The organism is Flagellimonas rhodophyticola, from assembly GCF_049332665.1.
Lineage (GTDB): Bacteria > Bacteroidota > Bacteroidia > Flavobacteriales > Flavobacteriaceae > Flagellimonas.
Genome location: NZ_CP186326.1, coordinates 657,189 through 680,477, shown reverse-complemented (window position 1 = coordinate 680,477; position 23,289 = coordinate 657,189). Strand labels below are relative to the sequence as shown.

General features: G+C 40.6%; 8 protein-coding genes and 2 tRNA genes. 7 read left to right on the top strand and 3 right to left on the bottom strand.

Annotated features, from left to right (window positions below; genetic code table 11):
• Positions 1-218: 218 nt before the first annotated feature.
• On the bottom strand, positions 219-1,904 hold the full coding sequence (locus ACOKFG_RS03035; RefSeq protein WP_422861835.1) for a glutamine--tRNA ligase/YqeY domain fusion protein: 1,686 nt from the start codon (positions 1,902-1,904) through the stop codon (positions 219-221).
• 261 nt (positions 1,905-2,165) lie between these two features.
• On the opposite strand from ACOKFG_RS03035, the gene ACOKFG_RS03030 reads away from it, so the two are divergent.
• The 7 genes from ACOKFG_RS03030 (at position 2,166) to ACOKFG_RS03000 (ending at position 21,902) form a co-directional block, all read left to right on the top strand.
• Entirely contained in the window at positions 2,166-4,427 is a 2,262-nt protein-coding gene (locus tag ACOKFG_RS03030; protein ID WP_299487023.1) for a gliding motility-associated C-terminal domain-containing protein, read from the top strand.
• Between the two features lie 5 nt (positions 4,428-4,432).
• The gene (locus ACOKFG_RS03025) at positions 4,433-6,505 is read left to right on the top strand and encodes a PorP/SprF family type IX secretion system membrane protein (RefSeq protein ID WP_299170981.1); all 2,073 of its coding nucleotides are present in this window, start codon (positions 4,433-4,435) and stop codon (positions 6,503-6,505) included.
• Between the two features lie 2 nt (positions 6,506-6,507).
• A complete protein-coding gene (locus ACOKFG_RS03020) occupies positions 6,508-20,250 on the top strand; it encodes a T9SS type B sorting domain-containing protein (RefSeq protein ID WP_422861834.1) in 13,743 nt (4,580 codons plus the stop codon).
• 18 nt (positions 20,251-20,268) lie between these two features.
• Complete coding sequence (locus ACOKFG_RS03015) at positions 20,269-21,219, top strand: PorP/SprF family type IX secretion system membrane protein (RefSeq protein WP_298792777.1); 951 nt, start codon at positions 20,269-20,271, stop codon at positions 21,217-21,219.
• Between the two features lie 39 nt (positions 21,220-21,258).
• Positions 21,259-21,615 carry a dihydroneopterin aldolase gene (gene folB / locus ACOKFG_RS03010; protein WP_298792775.1) on the top strand — a complete coding sequence of 119 codons (357 nt, stop codon included), beginning with the start codon at positions 21,259-21,261 and terminating at the stop codon, positions 21,613-21,615.
• A gap of 57 nt (positions 21,616-21,672) precedes the next feature.
• Positions 21,673-21,747: transfer RNA gene (locus tag ACOKFG_RS03005), tRNA-Cys, on the top strand.
• Positions 21,748-21,831: 84 nt separating this feature from the next.
• A tRNA-Cys gene (locus tag ACOKFG_RS03000) sits at positions 21,832-21,902 on the top strand.
• Positions 21,903-21,915: 13 nt separating this feature from the next.
• On the opposite strand, the gene ACOKFG_RS02995 is transcribed toward ACOKFG_RS03000, so the two are convergent.
• Both ACOKFG_RS02995 and ACOKFG_RS02990 read right to left on the bottom strand, forming a co-directional pair.
• A complete protein-coding gene (locus tag ACOKFG_RS02995; RefSeq protein ID WP_298792773.1) occupies positions 21,916-22,590 on the bottom strand; it encodes a LysE family transporter in 675 nt (224 codons plus the stop codon).
• Between the two features lie 3 nt (positions 22,591-22,593).
• On the bottom strand, positions 22,594-23,274 hold the full coding sequence (locus ACOKFG_RS02990) for a head GIN domain-containing protein (RefSeq protein ID WP_422861833.1): 681 nt from the start codon (positions 23,272-23,274) through the stop codon (positions 22,594-22,596).
• Between the last annotated feature and the right edge of the window lie 15 nt (positions 23,275-23,289).

Genomic DNA, 23,289 nt, shown 5'->3' with positions numbered 1-23,289 from the left:
CTCCCTTTTTCTTTTTCAATATTTAGAAAACTTCAAATCCGGTTCCCAGGACTCAAAACCAACATTTTTCTATTATAACGATGCTACTTGTCATTTTAAAACAAAGGTCAACCCTTTTGTCCGTAGATTTATAAAACCCTCAGAAAACCCTTTAAAACAAGAGGTTTTTAATAATTAAACCAAATGGTATTGTGTGATGTGGATAGAAAAATTCTATACTACGATTTTTGCTCCAGTTTAGCCCAGGTGTCCCTCAAAGTAACCGTTCTGTTAAAAACTAATTTTTCAGCAGTCGAATCGGAGTCCACATTAAAATACCCTAGACGCTGAAATTGAAATAGATCCCCAATCTCAACATCTTTCAAACTGGGTTCCAAATATCCGGTAACCTTTGTTAAGGAATCAGGATTTACAAAATCCATAAAATCTTTGTCCTTGTGTGTGTCGGGCGAAGCATCTGTAAAAAGACGATCATACAATCGAATTTCAGCAGAAATTGCATGGGGAATAGATACCCAATGCAAAGTTCCCTTCACTTTTCGTAAACTTTCCTCAGTACCGCTTCCACTTCTACTTTTCGGGTCATAGGTGCATTGAACCTCAACAACATTTCCCTTTTCATCCTTGGTGCAGCTTTCAGCCTTTATGATATAACCATTTTTAAGTCTTACTTCCCCTCCAAGCTTTAATCTGAAAAACTTCCGATTTGCTTCTTCACGAAAATCCTCATGCTCAATATAAAGTTCTCTCGAAAATGGCACCTCTCTGCTTCCCGCAGACTCGTCCCCAGGATTATTCTCCGCCTCCAACCATTCTTCTTTCCCTTCTTCATAATTGGTTATCACCAATTTCAAAGGGTTCAGAACGGCCATTACCCTAGGTGCAATTCTGTTCAAGTGTTCCCTAACATGAAATTCCAATAACGACACATCAACAATGTTTTCCCGCTTTGCAATTCCAATGGTATCAGCAAAACTTCTTATCGATTCCGGAGTATAGCCCCTTCTTCTTAAACCTGAAATGGTAGGCATTCTTGGATCATCCCAACTATCAACGATTCCATTCTCTACCAACTGTAGCAACTTTCGCTTGCTAACTACAGTATGGCTAAGGTTTCTTCTGGCAAATTCTCGTTGTTTTGGTCTCAACTTTCTAGAATCTACCAATTGGTCCAAAAACCAATTATACAGTTCTCTGTGAGGTAAAAACTCCAATGTGCATAGGGAATGAGAGACTTGTTCAATATAGTCGCTTTCCCCATGGGTCCAATCGTACATTGGATAAATACACCAATCGGTATTTGTTCTATGATGTGGTCTGTGTAAAATTCTGTACATAATGGGATCCCGCATTAGCATGTTGGGCGAGGCCATATCAATTTTAGCTCGAAGTACGTGGGTGCCTTCTTCAAATTCCCCATTTCTCATTCCTTCGAACAGCTCCAGATTCTCTTCAACAGAGCGATTACGAAACGGTCCTTCCTTACCTGGCTCCGTCGGACTTCCCTTCTGTTCAGCCATTTCTTCCGAACTTTGACTATCAACATATGCCTTTCCGCTCTTGATAAGCTCAACGGCCCAATCATATAGTTGCTGAAAGTAATCTGAAGCATAGCATTCGGTTTCCCATTCATATCCTAACCAAGCCACATCTTTTTTTATAGCGTCTACATATTCCTTTTCCTCCTTTGCCGGATTGGTATCATCAAACCTAAGGTTAACCGGTGCATTATATCTCAACCCCAAGCCGAAATTCAGACAAATAGAGCTTGCATGGCCAATATGGAGGTATCCATTTGGCTCTGGCGGAAATCGAAAACGAAGATGGCTTTTGTCATATCCATTAGCCAAATCATCCTCAACAATATGCTCAATAAAATTCAGTGATCTCTCTTCTTCACCCATAACCAAAATTTGAAGCGCAAAGGTAGTAAAAACCAGTGTTTATAGTCGATGAATGGTTAAACTGTATACAAAGAAGGCCATTTCACAACAGTTTTAGTGTCCCCGACAACAATATCTTTCCATTCGGGCAAAATAAAATCATATTTGTTATTGGAATATTATATGAAATAGTCGGCGCTGAACCCGCCGGAAAGAACTGAACAAAATTAAGGGGCGCAACTGGAGGGCATTATTGCCCATAACCTCTTAAAACTAACGCTGATGGAAAAAACTAGTTCATATAATCGAATTCTTGTGGCCGCTGCCGCAATTTTTCTACTTGCGGTCACCTATTCCGAAGCTCAGGTGCTTAACAAACCTGAAGCTGCTGACAACCCCAACCTAGCAGGTAACTCTGCGTGGACTGCGGCCTGTGCCTCAGATAGTTTCAATGAATATTTCGTAAACTTTACTTGGAACCCTCCGATGGTTGATTCCGATAACGAATTTGTTCTTGAGCTTTCCGATGCCAATGGGAATTTTGGTGCGCCTAGAGAGCTCGCCAGATTAGGTGACAAAAATGCAACTTTTGATTTTGAGTTTCAATTCGCGGTGCCAACGGATGTTCGCGGAGAAAGCTACAAAATGCGTGTTCGTAGCACAAGTCCAGCCAAAACAAGTCCCGCATCGGACGCCTATCCAATGCACTATGTTGACTATAGTTCTCCTTTGTTAATAAGCGAGGATGCTAGCGGTACAATTCCACCAGGAGGAGAAATTCAGCTTTGTGGGGGTGCATCCATAGTTCTTTCCCCACATAACATTCCAAATGCTAACACTTATCAATACAATTGGTATAGAAGTGGTACGCTTTTAGTTGAAAAAACAGAACAAATTACAGTATCAACCCCAGGTATGTATTATGTAGAACTAGATTACGGGTCCGTATGTTCAGGTTCGGCAAACACCCTTTCAAATACTATTGAGGTAACTACAGGTACAAGCCAAGGCATCGCAATCAATGGTTCAGCAGATATCGGACTTTGTGCCGGTGATGCCCACACTTTAGAAGCAAACATCAGCGGTTCTGGACTTACCTATACTTGGTATAAAGACGGAGCTATCGTTGCTGGCCCAACCTTAGAGGCCCATACTTATAATGTGAATACCAGCTCTTCGGGGTTTGAAGGTGATTATGAAGTTGAAGTTGACGGACCTTCTGCTTGTTTGGAGCGTTCTTCATCTATTACCATAAGAAACTTAGGTGATTTCACGGTAACGAGAGAAAATGATGCAAACATTGTTTTGCTACCCTCTCAAACTAAAACTTTAACGGTTTCAACATCAGCAACCACACCCACATATCAATGGTACAAGGATGGCGTTGCTATTTCAGGTGAAACCAATAGCACCGTTATAATAAATGAGACTGGCGTATACCATGCCACAGTTACTGAAACAGGAGGAGGATGTTCAGGTGCTCCTATAGATTCTGAAAATACAACAGTTGTTTCTCCAGATTCTTTTGAATTCGTTATCGCATATGCCGGAGCTTATGCTTCATGTCAAAATTCAGATGCAACCATTAGCCTTTCTGCTATCAATGCAGTTGGGGGGTCCGGTGCAAGAACAGATGTTACCTCCGATTTAGAATCTTCTTTTTCATACCAATGGTTACATGATGGATCCACCGTATCCGGTGAGACCTCTAAAACAATAACAATATCAGATTTCCAAAATAATGGGTCCTATACATTAGAGGGTACATTGAATACGTTCAATGCATCTTCAAACGATTTGCCTATTTCTTTGGTTACCAACCTATCCTTAAATATTACCTCTAACGGAACCGTATTATGTGAAGGAGCAGATCCGATTGTTTTCAATAGCTCGGAAAGCCTGACCGGTGAAACTTTTGAGTGGACCAGAGACGGCGTAACCATAGATACATCATCAGAAACAATCAATGCTGCTGAAACCGGTGTTTACCAATTAACAATAACAACTCATGATTGTCCTGTTGTTTCCAATGAAGTAACTATTAATGCCTTTGATGAATCCTTACTGGTTTTAGACCAACCCGAGGATTTGATTATCATCGAAGGTGAAACTGAAACGGTAACGGCAAGTGGAGCTGAATCCTATGAATGGTTTGATGCAAACAATACGCTTTTAGGCACTCTAGATTCATATGATTTCCAAACAGAAGGACAGTATCTACTGGTAGCCAATTTTGGTAATTGTACCCTGAACAGGGTAGTTACAGTTTCCTACAGAGACAACTTTGCAATACCTAATGTTATTACCGTAAATGGTGATGGCATCAACGATTTGTGGATTCTTCCAAATACATATTCTCGAAAAGATGATGTGTTGGTTACTATATATGACGAAAGAGGTAAAGAAATCTTTAGTCAATCCAACTACGAGAATAATTGGCCAGAATCAACAACATTATTTAATAAACAAAGTATGGTTTTCTACTATACCGTAGCAAGGAGCGGTGAAAACCTAAAACAAGGAACCATAACGGTCATCAGATAGCCATAATGCAAACAAACAAACCTCAACTCTTACTACTAATCATTCTTATGCTTGCCTTTACCGGGGTAAAGGGTCAGGAAGAGAATCCCTTTGTCGCATATAATGTCCCCTCTCAAAACTTATTAAAGTTTAATAGGTTTTTGATTAATCCTACATTTTCAACCGTTCGGGAAGACAAGTCGTACATCAATCTCTTTCACAGAAACCAATCGGTATCTTTTGATGACAACAATCAGGTCTATTTTCTTAGTTATAGCGGTAGAGTAGGTGATCGTAGTGGGGTCGGTATGAGTCTGTTTACTAACCGAGAAGGTTTGTTTAATAACTTCGGGGTGCACGCAAATTATGCATATGGTGTGCGTTTGAGTCCAAAAAGTAATTTCACATTCGGAGCCAACTTTTCATACTATCAAAGTGCATTTAACCAAAGTCGTGCAAACACCGTAGATATTGATCCTTTCCTAAATACTTTGGAAAGTAGTTCGCTTGTTACTTTTCAACCAGGATTCAACCTTTCTTTTGGCAATTTTGATATCGGTGGATTTGCTGAAAATCTATTTGATTACAACCTAAAAACCAGTGAATCAGTAACCGATTTTACGGAGAAAACGTTCTCTGGTCATTTGCAATATACCCATCAGTTCGAAAATGCTGCCGGCCTTCTAGAACAAGCAAGGTTAATGCCTCTAGCAAGGGTGCGTAAGCGCGGTGAGGAGGATATTACTTTGGGAGGGAACCTCATTTTAGACCTTCCAAAACTAGGATGGTTGCAGGCTGGATATGATGATTTTTATGGTGCTTCTGCCGGACTAGGATTTAACCTCAACAAAAGTCTTTCAATTGGTTATACCGTTGAGAAAGGATTGTCGAACAGTTTTGAAAACTTTGGGTTAAGTCACGAAGTATCTCTGGCCTACTCTTTCACGCCTAATCTTACCGAAGACAGGGTACTGTTAGAAGACGATTTTGAAGATTTAGTTCAGTCGGATTCAATTCCACAGGAAAACTTAACGCTCTCGGAAAAGGATTTAGAAATCCAGAGGTTACAGAACAAACTGGCTGAAAATGATGCTATTCTTGACGAGCTTTTATTACGTCAAGATTCTATAGAAAGCACGCGCAAGCAGGACTTGGAAAGACGTTTCGAAACGGTAATGAAAATGGTTAAACGCGAAACCAGGGGGGAAATGCCACAACTTGAAGAAAAAGCTAAAGAAATGTATTTCGCCAATGCTGACACCATGGACGTTATTACCAAACGCACAACACAACCTTTGGCTAATCATGGATTGTCCAACACTACGGCTGCAAAGAAGGTTATTCGATTGGACAACAACAATACGGCCGTTACCAAAACATCTTCTGTTAAGCGAGACAAGACTACGCGAAGGTTAAAAAGAAACACAAAAAGAAGGTTTAGATCATACTCCATTCCAAATGTGGAAAGCGGTCATTATCTAATCGCCAATGTTTTTAAAAACCCAAACAATGCTACCGCATTTTTGGACAAGTTACAGACCCAGGGCATTGATGGCGGTTTTTTCATCAACCCAAAAAATGGACTCAATTATGTGTACTTAAAGGGTTATCAAAACAAAAAAGAAGCGATTAATGCTTACCACACCAAACTTGATGGTTCTTATAGTGGTGATGCATGGGTCATGAATGTCAATGGCATTGACACCAATAGCTCAGGGGGTCAACTACTTGTAGCTGTAAACAACAAAGAAAAATCTAAGTATGAAGACAATGTGCTTCATAAAAATATTAATCCATCCAAAGGAAACCTTTCCCAAGTTTCCTATTCAACCTACAAAATAAATGGACTGGGTTCTGGCTTTTACATTATTGCCAACGTATTCAAAAATGCTTCAAACGCTAAGCGTTTTGTTAAAGATTTGAATGCCAAAGGACTGAATGCGAGCTATTTCATAAATCCAGAAAACAACTACAGGTATGTGTATTTAAAAAAGCACCAAACCTGGAACAATGCACTAACCTCATACTATTCCAAACTAAACGCCTCGTATGACGACGAAATGTGGATCATGCGGGTGAAACCAAACTCCAATAGTTAAAAATGACCAATCACTTTCTTAAAACTGTAATATGCCTTTTAGGCATCTGGTTTATTGGCTTAAAGGGGCAAGCCCAGGAAGTGCCTTTTACACCAAGGCTTTCAGATAATGGCAACACCTACCTTAATATAAAAGGGGACTATACTTTTCTCTCCAATAGTGTAATGAACAGTGTCTCAAACGGACACGATGTGAATACACCATACAATGGGAATGGAAGTAACAATAGTCTTCACGTAGAATATGTGGATATCGATTCAGATCCCACAACATTCAACTCTAGTAGTTCAACCCTCTCATTACCATCTTGTTCCCAAATCTATTGGGCAGGACTGTACTGGGCTGGTAACTACGATGTTGAACGAGATGGAGATCATAGAAGTCGTTATGAAAGTGGTTATACCGATGACCCAAATCATTATGATGTTACCCAGGTTAAACTGAGAGTTCCTGGCAGCGCAACTTATATAGACCTTCAAGCAGATACTGCCGCCGATCCCGTTGGAGAAGAAGATGATGTTATCGTAGACGGATATAATATTTTACCAAACGACCCATACGTATGTTATAAGAATGTAACAAACATCTTAGCCGGATTAGCAGATCCCACAGGAGATTATTTTGTGGGTAATGTCAGAGGAACTAGAGGTGCCACTACTTATGGTGTTGCCGGTTGGACCTTGGTTGTTATCTATGAAAACCCAACACTGCCTGGAAAGTACATTTCTGTTTTTGATGGTTATGAGGGTATCACCACACAATCTGGTAATAGCACTGCTGATATTACGGTTTCAGGATTTAATACCATTCCCGTTGGACCCGTAAATGCACGTATCGGAGTAAGCACATTGGAGGGTGAAACTTCTTTGTCAGGAGATACTTTTGGTATCGTTTCTAACAGTAGTTCAACATTTACAGCTATTTCGGATTCAGCGAATCCAAGCAATAATTTTTTCAATTCAACCATTAGTGAAGATGGCGCCAATGTCACTTCCAGAAACATAAACAGTACCAATGCAATTGGTTTCGATTCAGATGTTTTTGACCTGAATAATCCAAGCAATAGTATTATTGATAATGGCGACACCAGTGCAACTCTAAGACTAGGAACCAGCGGAGACTGGTTTGCTTCTTTCCTTGTAACATTTGGCGTAGAAATTATTGAGCCTGACATCGTTTTAGAAAAAAAGGTGGAAGACATTGGTGGTAATGATATCACTGGGCTTGGCGTTAATTTAGGACAGGTATTAGATTACGTACTCTCATTTGTCAATACTGGTAATGATGATGCTACGAACTACACGATTCGAGACGTTCTTCCAATAAACGTTACTTTGGATGAAACGGTAATGACCTTACCTCCTGGAGTAACCTATACCTATACTCCGGCCACACGTGAAGTGGTATTTGACATCCCGGATAACCTTGTTGAAGAAGGAGATCCAATATCAGAAATACGTATTCGAGTGCAAGTCGCACAGAACTGTTTCGATTTTATTGACGCGTGTACCGATATTATCCAAAACCTTGCATATTCAACGTACGAAGGTAGCATTAACGCGAATCAAATTAGTGATGACCCCAGTGTTTCTGACTTTGATAATTGCGGTTTTACCACTCCAGGTGCAACCAACTTTCTGTTAGATGACCTTGATAGTTGTGATTTTTCAAGAACCGTACAGCTTTGTGGAGATAATGTGGTCTTAGATGCTGGTGACAATTTCGATTCTTATATCTGGTATTTGGATAATAATGGCAACTCAGTCATTGATGCTGGTGATACCGTTTTAAATGATGGAGATCCAGATGCTGACCCTAGTACCTTATTGGTAACGGATACCGGGATTTACATTGTAGACAAAATAGTTGCCGATCCTTGTAAAGGGTTCCAAGAAATCATCACAGTTGAACTTTTTGGGATAACACAATCCAATCCGATTACAGCATTGATCAATGACACTTCGAATACTGTGGAAGGCGAAATAGTGACCTGCCCCAATGATGGTAGTGAGCTTCCGCAAATCTTTTTGTGCGGACTGAACGATACGGAATTGGTTCAAATAAATATTCCTGATGCCAACAGCATTGTTTGGGAGCAATTGGATGAAACCAGTTGTACTGCCGCAACCCAAGATTGCGCGAATACAGACAACTCCTGTACATGGAATACCGTTGGTACAGGTGGTGATTTCTTAGCCTCAGATGCTGGCCAATATCGGGTGGTGATCAATTATTTAAATGGATGTTTTAGTCGTTTTTACTTCAACATTTTCAAGAACCCATTAGACCCTCAATACACTTCAAGGGATATCATTTGTTCAAGCGATGGGAATATCACCATTACCAATATGCCATTGGATTACGAGTATAGGTTGATTGACCAAGCAACTGGAAACGAGCTTGTTGGATACAACTCAAATCCAAGTTTTGACATTACAAATAACGGCGCATATACCGTAGAAATGAGACAACAAGGCGTTGTTGACGGGTGTATTTTTGTGCTGGATAATATTGGAATCCTTACCCGTGATTTTCAAGTTGATGTTGTCCCTTCAGATACCGATTGTAACGGTCTTGGGGAGATTGCCATCTCAGTGCTAAATGTAGAGCCACAATATTATTATGAAATATCACAGGGAGGAACTACTGTTGACACTTTTGGACCCTCTTCAGATAACAACTATACTTTTGAAAATTTGAATGATGGTGTGTATGATGTTGATGTTTCAACTGATGATGGTTGTATTTATACAGAACAGGTAACCATAAATGATTTAACAGATTTAGACCTTAATGCCAGAGTTTCTCAGCATATTACCTGTAGAGAGGGTAATATTCAGATGGAATCGACTGGAGGACAAACTCCACACACCTATGCAATTTGGTCTTTTGTTGATGATGGAGGAACAACGGTTATTTCATATCCAACCGTAGGTGATATACCAGCAAGTGAATATCAAACTAGTGTAATTTTTGATATTCTCGACCCAGGAGATTACACCTTTGTGGTGGTTGACAGAAATAACTGTAGCGCCATTTCCAATACGGTTACAATCTTTTTTGAACCATCTATTGATTATACAACGGCATCCACGGATGAAACCTGTTTCGGAGCTTCGGACGGAACTATTTCCTTCAATCTAATAAGCACCAATGGTTATCAAGTTGAGTTCTTTTTAATTGATTCAACAGGAACGGAAATAGCAACTAACACTTCAGGGTCATTTACCAACCTACCGCAGGGAGATTATACTGTACGTGTAAACCAAAGGAAGGGAAGTGCTTCGTGCGATTTTTTTGAAAACTATAACATCAGTGGCCCAACCTCAGGAATTAGTGGAGACGCCGCATTAATTCAGGACTATACCTGTTTGCAAAATGGTATTATTGAAGCTCAAAATGTAGCCGGTGGTACAGCCCCATATGAGTATAGTATTGATGGTGTCAATTTCGTTAATGGAGTGGGGGCCGAGACCTTCTCGAACCTTACAAATGGAACTTTCAACATCACTATTAGAGATGCCAACAACTGTACATTCGTAACCAACGGAATAACTTTTGATCCATTAAACCCTCCTTCAGATTTAACTTTTACTGCAACTACACCAAACTGTCCAGCATTAACATCCGATGTTACTGCCACCGTTGTAGATGGAAATACTCCTTTCGTATTTGAAATTGTAGCTCCAGCTCCAATCGCGGCTACTTCAACAACCGGAGGTTCTGCGGATTTTGATGGTCTAGCTCCAGGCACCTATACATTTAGGGTGACCGATGACAAAGGATGTACTTATGATGAATCCTTTACAATAAATCCAGTTTCACAAATCAATGTGTCTGGACAATTAATAAGCAATATTACGTGTTTAGGTGACACCGATGGTGAAATCTCATTTACTGTCGCCGATTTCAATACAGATTACGATTACGCAGTAACAGGTCCAGCTAATTTCAATGGTAGCAACCAAACAGGAACCACAATTCCTCTGACAGGTTTAGCTGATGGAACCTATACCATTGTAGTAACAGATAACTTAACAAACTGTACGGCCACAACCGATGTTACCGTAAATGCTCCAGCTGCGGCGTTAACTTTAAGTGCGGCAGAGACACAACCGACTTGTATCTCTGATGGTAGCGTAACATTGACCTCAAGCGGAGGATGGGGAGGCAACTCGTTCACCCTGACCAATCCGGATACAACAATTTTTGGCACCAATAATACAGGAGCTTTCACTGGATTAACCCAGGCAGGAACATATAATGCATCGGTTACTGATGCAAATGGTTGTGTGGTAAACGCTTCCTTTACATTGAATGCTGCTATTCCACCCGTATTGGCCATTGTTCCCAATAACACATGTTATGATGATGCTGTTGGCTTAACCTTGACAGCTAATATAACATCAGGTGGTGACGGAAATTATCAGTATAGCCTTAATGGTGGTGCTTTTGGAACAAACAACGTATTTGCCGGATTAACTTCAGGCACGTACACCATTGATGTTAGGGATGGAAACAATTGTACAGATTCTGCGTCCATAACAATTAATCCTGAGTTGAGCGTAATCGCATCAGCTCCAAATATTACAGCTTGTACTACAAGCACAGATGTAAATATTACCGCAGCTGGTGGTGACGGAAGTTATGTTTATGCCATTGTTGCTGACGGTGTTACTCCAAACCCTGGTGATTTTGCCGTAACCAACCCCGTAAACATAACGGGTGCCGGCGACTACGATGTTTACGTAAGGGACAATAGTGGTAATGCTGGATATTGCGAAGCAAATTATGATTTAACGATTGCTCAAGATGCACCTTTGGCAATAACCTCTGGATTTACGCCTGTAAGTTGTTTTGGGGGTTCTGATGGAACAATCACATTAAGTGCTTCAGGAGGTGAGGCTCCATATTTGTTCAGCATTGATAATGGAACGAACTATCAAGTTTCGGGAAGCTTCGTAAATCTCGCTGCGGGAACATACAACCTAAGAATACAAGACGCCAACAATTGCGAAACAGCTGATACTATTACGGTCACCCAACCGAATCAATTGGCAGCCGAAGCGCAACAGACCCAAAACTATACATGCCTGCAATTGGGTGAAATTACCGTTGGTAGTGTAACGCCTACTTCCGGTGGTTCTGGTGACTATCAATATAGCATAAATGGAGGTCCTTGGACTCCTTCAACAACCGGAGGAACCGTATTTGCCAATTTGACCGATGGAACTTATTCTATTCAGGTTAGGGATGCCAATGAAATTGGGTGTACTATCACCCTGCCAAATGTAGTTATTGCTCCGCTTCCTACCGAACCTACATTAAGCACTTCTGTCGCATACAATTGTGATGGAACCGGAAATATCACGGTGCTTCCAAACGACCCTACATATACATATAGTTTGAATGGGGCTGCCGCTCAGGCCAGCAATGTATTTAACAATGTTGCTGTTGGAACACATACAATTGATGTTAATTATGGAAGTGATTGTGTAACGCAAACCACAGTTACAGTAACCGCAGGAAATGCATTTGGGTCATCCATAACAGCCTTCTCAGACATTTCATGTAACGCCGGAACTGATGGGTCGATATCTTTTGAAGTAGATAATTTTGATACTGTCAATGGTTTTGAATACCAAGTAAATGGAGGTGGTTATTCAGCTCCTCAAACAGCAAGTCCCATTACAGTTTCTGGTTTGGCTGCAGGAAACTATACGATCGAAGTTCGTGATGTTTTGGATAACACATGTATCATCACCCTCAACCAAACACTGTCAGAGCCAGTAGTTATTGCTGCTTCTGCTTCAATAACCGATGTCCTCACCTGTACTAACGGAGGTGCAACAATAACCGCCTCAGCAACTGGAGGAACCCCTGCTTATGAGTATCAATTGGAAGACGGCGTTGGAGGAATTATTGCTGGCTTTGACTATGCTACAAATGGAAACAACACCATTTTCACAGGGCTTGCAGCTGGTGATTATATTGTTAGGGTAAGAGATACTAATCTTTGTGAGGATCCAATCGATACTGCATTGACAGTTGCTTCCCCAACACCGATAACATTTACGTCCACACCAACTGCTTGTTACAGTGGAAACAATGATGGGACAATTACAGTGAACGTTACTGCTGGTAATGGAGATTATCAATTTAGCCTAAATGGAGGGCCGTGGATTACGCCATCTCCTGCCAATGCAACAACACATACTTTCTCTGGATTGATTGCTGGAAATTATACAATCAACGTTAGGGACGGTTTTGGTTGTACTGGTACACTTCAAAACCCAAGCATTACAGATGCATTAGTTGCAACTGTAGATGTTGTAGACATAAGCACTTGTGCTGATGGTTCTATTACGGTTACCGCATCTGGCGGTGTTCCAAACTTGGAGTACGCATTTGTTCCCACAACAACAAGTCCAACAGGATTCTTCTCAACCACAAATACATTTGCAGTTACCACTGGAAACGATGGTGATTATGATGTTTACGTTAGGGATAATTCAGCTACAGTGCCTTTCTGTGAGTTCATGGAAACCGTAACGGTAAATCCAGCAACTCCCTTGACTGTTACGAACACCCCGACGGACCCTTTATGTCATGATGGGACGGGTTCTATTTTAGTAGATATTACTTCCGGAATAACCCCATATACCATTCAAATTGTTGATTTGGACAATGCTGGCGCCGGAAATCAAACTGATACAAACGTTCTAGTTTCTAACAGAACTTATTTCAATCTAATGCCGGGTGATTACACCATAAACGTTACTGACGCTACTGGTTGTACTGTTTCAGAAACACCGGTAAATATTGCGAATCCAGATGAGTTAACTGCCACAATTGTAGGCGCTACACCTATGAATTGCACCGGCTTACCTAGTGACTTCGGGTTTGATTTTACAGCTTATCCAACCACTTTAGGCACTATTCAGTTTAGTGCGGACGGTGGAACAACATGGGTTGTTAATACAACTCCTGGAACAACAGATGAATTTAGGGGATACAATTCAGGTGATATTGTAAATCCTTCTATGAGAATTGTAGATGGGTCAAATAATACCGTTTGTCAAACAGATTTTCCTCCGTTTATCATTCCGTATCCATTGGATGATTTAGACATTACTATTTTACCAATTGTCGTAAACTGTAACGAATTACAGGTAACTGTAAGAGGGCAAAACGGAACTGGTCCTTACGAATATGCTTTTTCTGATGATCCAGCCAACTTTGACCCAGCTACGGCCACATGGACAGCCCCATTACCTTTAGGAACAACCCACACATTTTTAGGTTTAGTTCCCGGTAGAAGCTATACATTCTATGTTAGGGATTTTATAGGGTGTGTTAGGGGTAGTAGTGTTAATGTCAATGATATAATTACCGTTCCTTTGGATATTACTTCAGCTATTACACCTTCCTGTGATGGTGCCAGTAACGGAAGTATCACCTATACTGTAACAGATACTCAAGCGCCATTTGGACCACAGTTTAGATGGGAAGTTTTTGATATGAGCACTGGAGTTCCCGTTTCTGTAACCAGTAGTGGTGGAAATGTTGCATTTTCTTCTCCTCAAAATATTACTGTACCTGGTTTAGGTGCTGGAAACTACTTTATCGAAGTAGTTGAGGTTGACGGTGGTGGAGTTGACAGTTGTATCGGAGCTACTGAAAACGAATTGTTGGAAGAATTGGATCCATTGACCGGAACACCTGTCGTGCTTCAAAACATAAGTTGTGATACTCCGGGATTGATTCAGGTTCAAAGCCCATTTGGAGGTGGTGGAACCTATACGTATACCGTAACTGGTCCTGCTCCTTTTGTGACAATTTCTTCCACATCGGATAATCCAATTGAGATTCCAGCTAACTCACCTGCTGGAAACTACCATGTTACTATGGAAGATCAATATAGTTGCTCATCTCCTCTTGGAAATGTGGCATTGACATTGACTCCAAATCCAACAATTGATGCCATCGCTATAGATAACTGTTCCGATCCAGCCACAGTATCCATAACAGCTTCAAGTGGTGCTGCACAGATATTTTACTCATTGGATGGTGGTACGACATATTTGGACAACGGTGGTGTTTTCAACAATATCTCTGCTGGTACTTATAATGTATCAATCTTGGATAGTAATGGTTGTTCTGATACCAGCACAATTACCGTTCATCCTGTTTTACAGGCCACTGCTACATTGACCAAATTATTAGATTGTTCAGTTAGTCCAGATGCAGAAATTACCATTGACATTCTTGCTGGTTCTGGAGACAATCTTGGTTTTGCAGGAAGTTATGATTACGAAATCGCTGATGGAACCGGAACTGTCGTAGCTAGAACTGTATTGCCAAGTGACCCATTTGTGTTCAGTACAATTACGCCTGAAGATTATACAATTACCGTTTATGATAACAATACAACTGGTCCCGAGTGTTCCAGAGTATTCAATGTTACTGTAGACCCTGCGCTAACACCTGCGTTTAGTGTAACATCGAACACCGATGTCACTTGTAATGGTGATGATGATGGAACCATCGATGTAATGGCCACGGATAATGGTATTGGTCCATATACTTTTGAAATCATTTCAGGCCCCGGAAGTTCTGCTACATTCCCAATTGCCCCTTCATCCAACAATGCTACAACAGCATCATTTACTGGCCTTGAAGGTTCAGCAGCCGGAATTACATATACTATAGAAGTAACTGCAGCGAACGGCTGTACATCAACACAAACACAGACGATTTCCCAACCGGATATTTTGTCTAGCATAAACTCTAGTGTTGTTGAATTTGGATGTGCTTCTGGAAATAACATGGACAACGCAACCATAACAATCGATGCGGCTTCAATAGTTGGTGGAAGCGGAGTTTATACCATTTATGAGTTCATTAATGATCAAGGTACTCCGGCAACTGCAGATGATGTTGTTGAACAGTCCGGACCGAACAATGTCTACATAGAAACGAACATGGCTGGTGGAAGTTACATTATCAATGTATATGACAGTAATGGTTGTGTTGGCACAGTAACTGAGACAATTGCCGCTTTTGATGAGTTATTATCAACCGGTATCGCTATTGACGCAGCCGCCACTTGTGTGTCTGGAGAAAACATTACAATAACAGCTACCGGGTCTATTACGAATTCGACTACTACACCTGCCAATTATGAGTTCAGGTTGTTGCCTGCTGGTACTTTCCAAGCTTCTGGAAGCTTCACGGGTCTGGCGGTAGGAACCCATAATTTTGAGGCAAGGAACACAGTTACTGGATGTATTATTTCCACATCTCATATTGTTGCTGACCCAGAGGTGTTAAACCTTAATGTGGCTGGTACCACAAACATCACATGTTTTGGTGATACAAATGGAAGTGTAGATTTGAATCTTGTGGATGCTGGAAGCATTACCTATGCAAGTGCAGTTACCTATACACTATACTATGATGTAAACAATACTCCAAGTAACTTGGCTGATGATACAACGTCGATTGGTGGAGATTCCGATGGTAGTTTTACTATAAGCGGACTTGCTGCTGGAAACTATTTTGTGGAAGTGGTGGATACGAACCCTCCTGGTTCAGCCTGTACATATACTCAGGCATTTACAATTAACGGTCCTAGCGTTGGTATTTCTGCAAACACACAGGTTACTGATGTTACTTGTGTACTAAATGATGGGGTTATTGAAATCATTAATGCCGCTGGTGGATGGGGTGGATATACCTACTTTGTAGATTTAGCTTCAAACCCTGCACCAACATTTCCTGCTAGTTACCAAGCATCTCCACAATTCACTGGACTTGCTGGTGGAGCGGGAGCTGGTACAGACTATCAAGTTTGGGTAGCTGACACCAATGGATGTGAGTTCCAATTGCCAAATGTTAATCTTGTTGACCCAACGGCAATTACAGCAACCTTGCAAATCAACCAAGAAAATTGTACTGCCCTTCAAGGAGAAATTGAAGTTACAGGCACCGCTGGAGGTCAAGGAAGCAACTATACGTATCAACTGATTCGTGGAGGAAGTAATGTTGGTTCTCCGCAAACCAGTCCTGTTTTCTCAGGATTGGGTGCTGGTTCTTACGAAGTGTTGATTGCTGATCAATGGTCTTGTTCAACCACTATCGGTCCTGTTGTGTTATTGGATGAAATGGTTGCGACAGCTACTGTTGTAAAACCAATAGATTGTACTGTTGATCCCGGAGGTCATATAACTATAAACGTAACAGGAGGTTCAGCCAATCTTACCTATGATGCGTTGTTTCCAGATGCGGTAACAACAGCCAATAATACTACAGGTGTGTTCACTGGATTAACACAACCAGGAACATACACCTTTACCATAACAGATGGAAATACGGTAACACCATGTACCGTGGTAATTACCCAAGACTTGGATGATAGGGTCGACCCAGTAATCACTGGCGTTGTTGAAGACCCTGTAAATTGTTTTGGTGGATCCGATGGAAGTCTTACGGTTCAATTGGATGCTGCTACCGCAGTCAACCCGGTTTACACCTACGAGCTTTACGAAATTTCCAATTTAGCGGTTCCTTATAGACCCGCTCAAACGAGCCCTGTTTTTGATAATCTTCCAGCAGGAGATTATAGGGCCAGGGTAATCTCGGCCAGGTCATGTGATGACTTCTTTGATCAGACCGTGACCGAGCCCGTAGCGCTAGCTGTTTCAGCAAGTGCAACACCTTTTGCATGTAATCCTAATAATACGGTTAACACCTCAACCATAACTGTAACCGCTTCCGATGGAACTGGACCATATTTATATAGTATTGACAATATCAACTTCCAAACATCAAATGTTTTTGATGTTCCAGATACTGGTGCTGTTCAAAACATCACAGTTTACGTAACAGATGGTAATTCATGTGCTGAAACCGACACTGTAGTAATTCAACCTATAAATACATTCACCGCAGCGGTAACTCAAAATACAGCTATTAGTTGTGCTAATCCTGAAGATGTTTTGATTACTGTAACTGATAATGGAAACCCAGGCAACACATATACTTTTGAGTTATTGCCAATAGGAAATCCAGCCGGAAGTATTACTGCAACACCGACTAATGTTACTGCAACAGCAGACTTAACGGCTCCTGGAAGCTATACTTTTAGAGTAACAGATAATACTACTGGTTGTTATGTTGATACTGCGCCTTATGATATTGCTCCTTACGATTTGATTGAAGTGGTTGCTACGCCAACTGCACCTGCAATTTGTTTTGGAGATACAAATGGTGCTTTAGAAATTAACGTTACAGGATACACAGGTACGTACGATTATCAGGTTTTTGATGATTCCAACAACCCCGTAGGTCCTTTGGTGAATACAGATACAAGTGTAAACCCACGTCCAATTAGCGGACTTTCAGGAGGTAACTATTATGTGCGAGTTACACAAACAGGAAATCCTTTGTGTGTGGAAGATTCGAACACCATAACAATCGCATCTCCAGATATGGCTTTAACCGCAACTCCTATTGAGGTTGCCAACGTAAGCTGTGCCAATAATTTAGGTGAAATAGAGGTTTCTCCATCAGGAGGTTTTACCCCTTATAACGTTCAATTGACCAATACAACAACTGGCCAGATATATAATGCCACTAATATTGTGAGCTTCGTTTTCCAAGGACTTTCTGCTGGCACCTTTGATGTGCAAATCACGGACGATGCTGGGTGTACAATCAATGAGCCTATTGTTCTTGTTCAACCACTGCCTATAACGGCCGACATTTCTGCAACACCTACCTCTCTAGTTTGTTATGGGGATACAAATGCAACTGTATCCGCAATCAATGTGCTCAACGGACAAGGGGTATATCAATATCAGCTAAATGTATATGATGCAACCGGAACAACTATTGCGTTCACATCCGGTGCTCAGTCTAGTCCTGATTTTACCAATCAAGGAGCCGGAATTTACAGCATAACCGTTTCAGATGGTTGGGGATGTGATGTGGAAACCGTGCAGGTGACCATCACTGAACCAAATGACGTGCAGGCCAATCTTATTCAATTAACACAATTGACTTGTACTACAAACGCACAAATTGAGCTTTCCGCTACCGGTGGAACAGGACCTTATGAATATAGTGTTGATGGTATTGCCTATACGCCCTTGGCTGGTGGAAACACACATACTTTTACAGTTCCAGCTGGACCTTATCAGTACTACGTAAGGGATGCGTTTGGTTGTGATGCACTAATATCCAATCAGGTAACCGTTGACCCAATTGTTCCTTTGGGTGTTATCATTGACGATAGTGCCGCTACCATTAATTGTACAGGTGAAGCCTCTGCAACAATTTATGCTGAAGCTGTTGGAGGATTAGGTGGTTATTCTTACGAATTATTTACAGATCCCGGTTTGGCCACTTCTGTTGCAGGACCTCAAAACGATGGAGAATTCAACGGATTGATTGCGGGAACTTACTACGTACAGGTTATCAGTATGGATTGTCAAGTGGTGAGTTCAGCAATAGACATAATTGATCCTGTTCCGTTACAAATCGACAGACAGGAATCTACGGATGTTACTTGTGCTGGATTAGAAGATGGAACCATTACTGTTGAAGTTTCTGGAGGTACTGGAGAAATTCTTTATGCCATCACTCCAAACCTGAACCAGTTTGATACGGAAAATGTCTTTACAGATCTAGCTCCGGGAATTTATGATGTAATTGCTCAAGATAGAAATGGTTGTTTCGAAACCTTCCAGTTTGATATTCAGCAACCAGCGGCTATTCAAGCACAAGCAATCAACGTATTGCATGAGGTTTGTTTTGGTAGCGCTGATGGTTCTTTTGAATTGGATATTACCGGAGGTACACCACCATACTCATCTGCTTTGAACTCAAATGCAGATTCAGATTTTGTTCAAGATCAGGTGTTATTCCAAAACCTTGCTGCTGGAACACATGTGGCATTCATTAGAGATGCTCAAGGTTGTGAGACCAATGTAATTGTGGAAATCAATCCTGGTGTAAATCTTACCGCTACGGTAACACCTATCTATGAATGTGATGGAGACCTACCTACAAACCGTTTGGATATTGTATTTGAAGATCAATCTGTAGTTGCAGATGTGCTTTATGGTTTGGATACCACAGATCCAGCATTAATGCAGTTAACCTCGGATTTTGCCAATATTGCATCTGGTGATCATAGCTTGACCATTCTACATTCTAATGGTTGTGCCAACACGATTGATTTTAACATTATTGGATTTGAACCATTGGCCTTGGTGTTGGAAAATAGCAACATTAACGAGATAACCGCCAATGTAACCGGAGGATTGGAAGATTATACCATTTTCTTCGGCGATGTTAACAACGGAACCGATAATACTTACATTATTAACAGAACCGACACTTATACTGTAAGGGTGATTGATCAGAACGGTTGTGAAGTAATGGCAGAAATATTTATGGAGTTCATCGATATTGAAGTTCCGCCTTTCTTTACACCAGATGGTGATGGAATGAATGACCGATGGTTGCCTGACAATCTTGAAGCCTTCCCTAATGCACTAATGATCATATTTGATCGTTATGGTAGAGAGCTCTATCGCATGGGATATGGCGATGCTGGTTGGGATGGACTCTACAACAACAGTGAGCTACCTACAGGGGATTACTGGTACATCATAAAGCTCCAAGGCGAAAATGATGACAGAGAACTAGTAGGGCATTTTACCCTATATCGACAATGATACTTAACCTATTGAACCATGTTGAAAAAAAGTTGTTTCTTATTTTTTATGATGCTATTGGCCCATGGAGCTAGGGCCCAGGAGCTTACCATACCACAGCTGTCCCAGTACATTGCTGATAATCCTTTTTTAATGTCCCCTACCTATGCTGGTATTGGGGATCATATTAAGGTTCGATTAAACGGGTTAACGCAATGGGTCGGTATCGAAGATGCTCCAGATACTCAAACATTGGCGGCAGATGCTCGAATTGGGAATCGGTCAGGTCTCGGAATGCTCATGTACAATGATAGTAACGGGGAAACCAAGCAAAGAGGTGCAAGAGTTTCGTTTGCACACCATTTGACTCTTAATAGATATGATGATATTTTTCTTTCCTTCGGTATTTCCTATAACTTCAACCAGTTTAGGATTGATGTAGAAAATTTCACAGATTTTAATGGCCAATTACCCACTGATGATAAGGCCACGACCAACCATAATTTTGATTTGGGTGTTCTATATCGTTATGATAAGTTTTACCTCAGTCTAAATGCTTCCAACATATTACCCAAAAATCTAGAACAATTTAATCCTGTTTTTGAGCCAAACACGCTTCGAAACTATTATGCATACGCCGGGTATAGTATATCAAAAAGTAAGAACAGTAAGCTTGAAATAGAACCTTCTGTATTTTTTCAATGGTTTGAAAGTGATGGAAGATCTGTAACAGATTTGAACGCAAAATTTCGGTTTCACGACTTTGAGGATTACTACTACATCGGAGCAACTTATCGTTTTTTAAATGACCAGCTAGGTAAGCCCCTTTATATAGCTCCAATCGCCGGTCTAAAGAAAAGTAACTTCTACTTCGGATATTCTTATCAGGTTATTACTAATGAAATCTTAGGTTATAGTACAGGAACCCATGTGCTCACCGTTGGGATGGACCTTTTCCAAGGTATTAGTAATTGTAGGTGTATGTATTAATTTCGTTTAAACTATTTTTGTCCCGCTTAATACTTTATTGTGGGGAAAATCAGGATAAACAACATCAGGGTACACTCAAATCATGGTTGTTTAAAAGAAGAGATGCTTATTGGGAGTGATTATCGTGTAGATTTAGATGTTTACGCAGACCTTTCTCAGCCTTCCAAATCCGATAAACTTCAGGAAACCGTGGACTATGTCCATTTAAACAAAATTGTTAGGGAAGAAATGGCCATTCGTTCCAATCTTCTGGAACATGTCGCAAAACGAATCATCGATCGTATATTTTTGGAACTTTCCATGGTAAACGAAGCACAGGTTGAGGTCGCTAAAATAAATCCTCCGATGGGCGGAGATGTAGAAAGTGTTTCGGTTAAACTTAAATATTCTCGTTAAGCACCTCATTACTAGCTAACTAAATGACATACATTTATTATTTTTGGATACGAATACGGCATTGTGGTCGAATTGGATAGACAAAATCTCGCAAAGGTTTTTATGGTGGTTCGAGTCCACCCGATGCCTCCAAAGTTGTTCTCTTTAAAATACCCTTGCATTTAAAGTATTTTCGAGCTTTATCTTTCGTAAAATATTTTTAGCTTTGCCCATTCTGGCATCGTGGCCGAGTGGCTAGGCACAGCTCTGCAAAAGCTTGTACAGCGGTTCGAATCCGCTCGATGCCTCTAAAACCCAACTTTAGGTTGGGTTTTTTTGTTCGTTTATCCGTTCTATTCCGTCTTTGATGTTGAATTTTTCTTTGGGTAAAAATCCTTTTGTGATAAGGACAATACCACACACCATTAAAACGACGCCAAGACCCTTTTTAATGAGAACAATACGCTCCTGCGTTAAATATTTCTTTAATTGTTTTGCCAGCAATATTTTGAACAAATCTGTAATGAAATAGACTATAATAACTGAGCTGAAAAAGACTAATATGCGGTTAGGCGTGTTCTCCAGACTTGGACCAACAATAACAATGAGTCCCAACCAAAATGCCAAAACTCCAATATTTATAAAATTCAATAAGAAGCCTTTTACCATTAGGCCAAGATAGGTTCCTTTTGACGCTTTAAGATTGGCTTTTTTTGCTTCTTTCTTCACAAAAATCACAATTCCATACACCAACAATATCATCCCTCCGAAGACAAAGAGACCAGGTTGATTACTCAAATTTTCCAACAATTGAAAACTACTGAAATAAGCTATTAGCAGAAATACAATATCGGCAATAATAACGCCAACATTAAAGCTCAACCCTGCCCTAAATCCTTTGATTGCGCTAGTTTCAAGCAGAACAAAAAATACTGGGCCTATCATAAAGCTCAGTAAAAAGCCCAAGGGAATCGCTGCTTGGATATCTTCAACCATGGCTTATTCGATTCGTTTTATTTTACCTCCAAATACTTTCTTTTCGTCCATCTTTTCAGGGTCTCCATACACCAAAACCTCTCCACCGGCTTTTACGTTGGCCTTTACATAATTTGTCGCATAGATTTCGGCATTACCACCAGCATTTACGGTTATAGTAGTGAATTTTGTCTTGAATGCTTTACCATTATAAGCTCCACCAGTATTTATAATCACATCCTGATTATCAGCAAAACCCATTACCTCTATTTCACCCCCAGTGACGGTCTTTACCAAAAGCTGTTCCGTTTGACATTTTAGAACAAGTTCACCACCTTCTTGCGCCCGAACATCAAGAATGTCTTGAACAAAAGTTTCTTCCGAAGCTATTCTTGCATCTTCATTAACATCTATCACCTTTAATTCTTCAGTAAAATAAAGATCGATAAATGTTCGATATCCACTGAAAATCTTATCAATTTCCATCCGGAGTTTAAGTACGCCATTGTTATTGACAACCGCTACTTTCTTAATGTTTGCACCTGTTATTATTGCCTTATTGGTATCGGATTTAATCAAGTTAATGGAAAGCCCATCAAAACCTTTTACTTCTGTGAATTTCTGAAGTTCTACGGCAATTTTTTCGCTTTGGGCGACAAGCACCTGGAACGAAAGAAAAACTAGAAAAAATTGTATTGTTTTCATTGGTTATAAATTGAC